This is a genomic window from Herbiconiux daphne (genome assembly GCF_024979295.1).
Taxonomy (GTDB): domain Bacteria; phylum Actinomycetota; class Actinomycetes; order Actinomycetales; family Microbacteriaceae; genus Herbiconiux; species Herbiconiux daphnes.
Genome location: NZ_JANLCJ010000648.1, coordinates 1 through 568 on the forward strand (window position 1 = coordinate 1; position 568 = coordinate 568).

Consider the following 568-nt stretch of genomic DNA (forward strand, 5'->3'; position numbering starts at 1 on the left):
ATTTGTGCGGGTGTAACACTCTCATATATTGGGCCTCACTGGTTCGTCGAAGTTAACAAGGCTGCATTGATAGCCCAGCTGGGGCACGTCTTCCGCCATAAGCATAAATGTTCCGTGATACCGGCGTAGCCACTTAAAGGAATCATCCATACGTTGCGCGCGCCAGACGATTTCACGCGTGGCGATCCGGCGTAGCTTGTCTTGCTCCAGGGCTTCGCGCATCACCTTGCGACACCACCGATCAGGATCGCGGCCCGGCTCAATCAGCGCCCCGATCAGCATATCGGTAATGAACATAAACGCTTCTTTCGCGTCTTCCACGTTATCCGCCGCCGTTCGCGGCAGGCGTAGCGCCGCCTGTTCCGCCTTCGTTAGCTTCGGCATCTTGATAGAATGCTTTCTTGATATCATGCTATAGCCCTATAAATATCATCGTTCGCCGCCTTGCGTTTCATCGCCTGGAATAGAATTTCCTGAACGCTCGCTTTCGTCTTCAGTCGTTCCAGCGCCAGCCGGTCAACGGTTGAATCGGTGACAATGTAATACACGAACACCGGCCGATCATGCC

At 53.9% G+C, this 568-nt stretch carries 1 protein-coding gene; it reads right to left on the minus strand.

The annotated features are described in order from the left end of the window. Positions 1 to 21: 21 nt before the first annotated feature. Positions 22 to 384, minus strand: a complete 363-nt coding sequence (locus N1032_RS26955) for a hypothetical protein (RefSeq protein WP_259543764.1) — start codon at positions 382 to 384, stop codon at positions 22 to 24. Positions 385 to 568 lie beyond the last annotated feature (184 nt).